Source organism: Nocardia sp. NPDC004860, from assembly GCF_040609015.1.
In the GTDB taxonomy this organism is placed as follows: Bacteria; Actinomycetota; Actinomycetes; order Mycobacteriales; family Mycobacteriaceae; genus Nocardia.
Genome location: NZ_JBEXJI010000067.1, coordinates 1 through 1,225, shown reverse-complemented (window position 1 = coordinate 1,225; position 1,225 = coordinate 1). Strand labels below are relative to the sequence as shown.

At 37.6% G+C, this 1,225-nt stretch carries 2 protein-coding genes; one reads left to right on the top strand and one right to left on the bottom strand.

The genetic code is table 11. The features are described 5' to 3' along the window. On the top strand, nucleotides 1–325 hold a 325-nt coding region (locus ABZV44_RS45530; RefSeq protein WP_351714027.1), incomplete at its 5' end, for a universal stress protein. Nucleotides 326–423: 98 nt separating this feature from the next. On the opposite strand, the gene ABZV44_RS45525 is transcribed toward ABZV44_RS45530, so the two are convergent. Beyond that, complete coding sequence (locus tag ABZV44_RS45525) at nucleotides 424–1,104, bottom strand: IS6-like element ISS1N family transposase (RefSeq protein WP_043737811.1); 681 nt, start codon at nucleotides 1,102–1,104, stop codon at nucleotides 424–426. Between the last annotated feature and the right edge of the window lie 121 nt (nucleotides 1,105–1,225).

Genomic DNA, 1,225 nt, shown 5'->3' with positions numbered 1-1,225 from the left:
ACTGATTGCCTCAATTTTAGAAATTGAAGAGCTGAATGTTTATGAAGCGTTAGACCCTGAGTACTTGAGGCAGAAACAAAGTCAATTGTCACTTAATTTGGAAAAGTACAAACAATATGCAGAAAATAGCGGTGTAAAAAACATTCAGCTGTACAGTGGAGAAGGTGATCCGGCCGAGGAAATTACTAAGACGATTTTGCCAGCAACATCTGCAGATATCTTAATCATTGGATCGCGATCAATGCATGGAATTAAAGGATATTTTGGTTCGCATGCTACTTATATGGTTAAAAATTCTCCAATCTCAATTACAGTTATTAAGTAAATATTGCAGATAATATGTATTTGGGTCAATATCTTGGACAAATTGGTTCTGTTGCGAAGTTTGAAAATCAAACGCGCTCTCTCTGAACTCCAAATATCTTAGGCTGTTATTCCCATTAATACCTTGATTTCAGTAGACACCGAAAAGCCGAAGAGCGTTCCATTTCTTCGGTTCTTTTTATATATTCCTCGAAGGGTCTCCATGCCCTTAATCGTGGAAGAGGCTGTACGGAGACTTTGATAAAATTTATTCCGTCGTTTAATAGGTCGATGGTCTTGTTCTATTAAATTGTTAAGATACTTCACAGTTCGGTGCTCTGTCTTAGTATATAAACCCACACTCTGTAACTTTCTAAAGGCGGAGCCAAGAGAAGGTGCTTTATCGGTCACAATTGCTTTCGGCTCACCAAACTGTTTATGGAGTCGTTTTAAGAAAGCATAGGCTGCTTGCGTATCCCGTTTCTTTCGTAACCAGATATCTAAGGTTAAGCCGTCCGCATCAATTGCACGATAAAGATAATGCCAACGTCCCTTAATTTTGATATAGGTTTCGTCCATTTTCCATGAATAGAAGGATTGTCTATTTTTCTTCTTCCAAAGATAATAGAGGACTTTGCTGTACTCTTGCACCCAACGATAAATCGTAGTATGACAAACATTTATTCCACGATCATATAACAATTCCTGAACTTCACGATAGCTTAGATTGTAACGCAGGTAGTAACCAACAGCGACAATAATGACGTCTTTTTTGAATTGTTTGCCTTTAAAATGATTCATTACTCTGTCCTCTCTGTCTTTTTTCTCAATTTTACACTAAAATAGATTTTTTGGAAAACTTTGCAACAGAACCCTTTCGGTTTTGAACCTCAAGGGGAACACTCGTTTGATAAAGCGTCTC

What these genes read in the sequence shown, in the direction of transcription:
- ABZV44_RS45525 (WP_043737811.1), bottom strand. Translation starts at nt 1,104, where the DNA reads ATGAATCATTTTAAAGGCAAACAATTCAAAAAAGACGTCATTATTGTC.